This is a genomic window from Chlorobium sp. N1 (assembly GCF_004332115.1).
Lineage (GTDB): Bacteria > Bacteroidota > Chlorobiia > Chlorobiales > Chlorobiaceae > Chlorobium.
The window spans coordinates 1-3,682 of sequence record NZ_SJPA01000024.1; the positions used below are offsets into that span (position 1 = coordinate 1).

The 3,682-nt window shown below is 59.1% G+C and carries 2 protein-coding genes and 1 pseudogene; all 3 read right to left on the reverse strand.

Annotated features, from left to right (window positions below; genetic code table 11):
• Nucleotides 1-217 precede the first annotated feature (217 nt).
• Complete coding sequence (locus E0L29_RS11335) at nt 218-1,519, reverse strand: lysine 2,3-aminomutase (protein ID WP_131359185.1); 1,302 nt, start codon at nt 1,517-1,519, stop codon at nt 218-220.
• A 305-nt stretch (nt 1,520-1,824) separates the two neighbouring features.
• Nucleotides 1,825-2,013: a 4Fe-4S binding protein gene (locus E0L29_RS11340; RefSeq protein WP_131359188.1), complete on the reverse strand. Its 189-nt coding sequence runs from the start codon at nt 2,011-2,013 to the stop codon at nt 1,825-1,827.
• A gap of 264 nt (nt 2,014-2,277) precedes the next feature.
• A pseudogene (locus tag E0L29_RS11765) lies at nt 2,278-3,437 on the reverse strand (ATP-binding protein).
• Between the last annotated feature and the right edge of the window lie 245 nt (nt 3,438-3,682).

The following is a 3,682-nucleotide window of genomic DNA, read 5'->3' on the forward strand; positions in this document are numbered from 1 at the left end:
CCCGTTTCATACAAAAACAGGCGATGATGAGCATCCTTTCGCGGCTTCTCTCAATCTCACAATCGTCAAATAACATGCCTCTTTCGAGGCGTCTCCCCCGCCGCTGAACTTCTGTTCTCAAGCGAAGAATCCTAATGTACCACCCCGACCCTTATCCTCCAAATCCTTTTTCATCTTTTCTGTAAAAAAGTTTCCGGCTCCGCTTCTGCACAAGCGCTCAACTCCCGGAAAGACGCCGGAGTTCCGCCTCGAAAAAGAACGGCTCATCGCCAAATGCCGGGACCAAATCGTCGATCCAGGTGGCATCCGCGTCATATCGGGCAAAGAAGACTCGCCCAACCCAATCGGAATTCCGCCCCTGTATAAACTTGAGCACGAACACCTTTTGCCCGCCAACCTCTGCGATCCCGTCCACGGCCACCTTGCCCGGCGAACAGGACATCGAAGGCCCGCGCACGGTCCGCCCCAGGCCGGACATCCGACGATAGGCCCTGTTGAAAATCCCGAGCGCCTCGACGAGCGGCACCGCAAAATACTCCTTCGGCCCCGTATCGCGCTCAAGGAACATGTAGTAAGGGATGATGCCGAGCTGCAGCTGCTTTTGCCACATTGCCTCCCAGGTGCCGGCATCGTCGTTGATGTGACGCACAACCGGCGACTGGCTGCGGATTACGGCGCCAGTGGATCGGATACGCCGCACGGCAGTCTCCGCCAATGGATTCTCGAGCTCGCGCGGGTGACTGATGTGTGCCATCAACGCCAGCTGACGGCCACTCCCGACGATCTCTTCGAATAAGGCCAGGAGGGCATCGTTATCGGGTTCTGCGACGAATCGGAGCGGCCACCAGCTGAGTGCTTTTGTCCCGATCCGGATGGTCTTCAGTGTCGGCACCTGCAACAGGGGGCGGATATAGCTCGCGAGGGTTTCGCTGGGCATGACCATCGGATCGCCACCAGTAAAGATTACGTCCCTGACTTCAGGATGAAGGCGCAGGTAGCCAACCAGCCGCGTGACGCTATCGTCCTGGAAACGGAGGTTTTCAAGGCCGGAGAACTGCGGCCAGCGGAAGCAGTAGGTGCAGTAGGCATGGCAGACCTGTGCCTCGAGCGGAAAGAAGAGGACACTTTCACGGTACTTGTGCTGCATCCCGTGCAGAGGTTCCCCATCGAGGCTTGGGGTGTTGAGCTCCTTCTGCCCTGCAGGATTGGGGTTCTGGCGGAACTGAATTTCACGGACAGCAGCACTGACCGCTTCGGCGGGAGCGCCTTGCGTCAGAAGAGCGGAGAGTGTGCCGTAGTCATCTTCAGAGAGCATCTCGGCCTGAGGGAAACTCAGCCGGAAAAGAGGGTCATCGGGAATATTCGACCAGTCGATGAGATGTTCGGCGACATGACTGTTGACCCTGAACGGGTAGACACGGGCAACGGTCCTGATGGCCCGGATCTGCTCTTCGGGGATGCTGTCGTACTGGGGAAGTTCGTGGATGTTGGCTGCGGTATATGATCGGTAACTGGTCATCACTCTACTCCGTTCTCTCAAGGTGCATAGGCTACCCCGCCTCGATCCGGCTGCAGGGAGCCATGCTGATGGGGACGGGCATGTGGCCGGCACTAACAACACCTGCCTGACTGGCAGGGAACTACGGAGGAAGGGCCCTAAAAAGGGAGGGACGGATAACCGGTACAGAAAAGAGAACCGCGCTGTACACGGCCTCGCTGGCTATGGGCAGAAATCCGGCCCTTTTACAGTCTACGCATCCTTAAGCGATATACCAAACCGAAGCCGGCCCCGGACACACGGGTCCGGAACCGGACGTGACAAACTCAGGCTTTTTCGATACTGTCGCTGGGACAAACCGCAACGCAGGCGGGTTCGTCATTGAAACCGACGCAGTCGACGCATTTGGTTGCATCGATAACATAAGAATCGTCCCCGGCCGATATGGCCTGTACGGGGCATTCGGGCTCGCAGGCGCCGCACATGATGCAGCTGTCGTTGATTTTGTGTGCCATGAGAACAGTCCTGGGATAGGTTAAAGAAAATGCAACACATTAAATTAACGGTAGTTGCAACACAATATAGCAATAGTTCCGCCATATGATAACCGAGGCCGGTAAAAAGCGCGCAACAATGCGAGAGTGGCCCAATAGCCCAACTGCGTGCGGATTAGCAGCTGAATCGCATCCTTGGCATCGCATGGTTTACGACTGTAGCCTATGCGTTCCCGCAATGGTGGCCCATTGCAGAATGCAGGGAACTAAGCGGCTCGGGCAGGATCATACCTCGCCGGCACGCTGCAGATCCAGAGCGAGCTCAGGAAGAGATACGGCCTCGACCTCCTCCGTAATCCGGTAGCGCACGGCACCGGGATAGACGACGAACGAGCGGTCGGGCAGCAGGTCGGCACGTGCGGAATGGAATTCCCGCTCGAGCTTCGGCGTCATGCTCCGCTTCACTTCGATTGCCCACCGCCTTCCGTCCGGCCATACGAACAGGAGGTCGATTTCCGCACCCCCGCCGGTCCTGTAGAAACAGCCCCGGACGTCACGAGGAGCGCTGTCGAGAAGGTTTTCCATGACGAAGCACTCCCAGCTCTGCCCGACCGCCGGGTGGGAGAGCAGCGCGTCCCTGCCGGTGATGCCGAGGAGGCAGTGCGCGAGCCCGCTGTCGCGGATGAACACCTTCGGGCTCCTCACCAGCTGCTTGCCGATATTGTCGTGCCAGGGCTCCAGGCGACGCACGAGCAGAAGGTCGACCAAGAGGTCGATGTAGCTGCCGACCGTCTTGACGTCGATGCCGAGGCTTCCCGCCTGCTTCGACATGTTGAGCAGCCCGCCCTGGTTCCAGGCCAGCATCGTCCAGAGCCGGCGCAGCGTCTCGACGGCGATGCGAGGCCCGAACTGGGGGATCTCGCGTCGAGGTAAGTGCGGATGAAATCCTGCCGCCAGCGGAGGCTCGCTGACTCACTCGACGCCAGGAGGCTGTCGGGGAACCCGCCCCTCGACCAGAGTTCGTCCACTCCTGAGTCGGCGGCTTCCTGAACACTGAAGGGCGCGAGTTCGATATAGGAGATCCTGCCTGCAAGCGACTCGCCGCCCTGTTTGAGCAGGTCCATGGAAGCCGGTCCGAGCAGGAGATACTGCCCGCTTCGCCGGCTCCTGTCGATAAGGCCCCGCAGCACAGGGAACAGTCCCGGCATGCGGCGGACCTCGTCTAGGATGACGAGGCGGTCGAGATGGCCTGAAAGATAGAGTTCGGGATTGGCGAGCCTTCTACGGTCCTGCTCCGACTCGAGATCGAGGTAGAGGACGTCAGAGCCCTTGCCGATTTCGAATGCAAGCGTCGTCTTGCCAACCATGCGCGGGCCGAGCAGCGCCACGGCAGGATACGCCCCGAGCGCCACCAGCAGGCGTTCAGTTACTATGCGATGGATCATCCTTGCAGATCTGGAACCACGGCACCTGATTGTCAGGAAGCTTGGAGTACTGAGAAGGAGCGCAGGACGGAGCACACGCGGATAAGCCGCAAGCGGGGGGTGAAGAGGGAGGAGGTAAGAGTAGAAACGCGAAAAGCCCATCCTGATAAGGACGGGCTTTTCGTGATGAAAAACTCGGCGACGACCTACTCTCCCGCAGTAAAGCAGTACCATCGGCTCTCCAGGGCTTAACTACTCTGTTCGGA

Excerpts from the sequence above, each read along its gene's own strand:
- E0L29_RS11340 (WP_131359188.1), bottom strand. The coding sequence starts at position 2,013 with ATGGCACACAAAATCAACGACAGCTGCATCATGTGCGGCGCCTGCGAG.
- E0L29_RS11335 (WP_131359185.1), bottom strand. The coding sequence starts at position 1,519 with ATGACCAGTTACCGATCATATACCGCAGCCAACATCCACGAACTTCCC.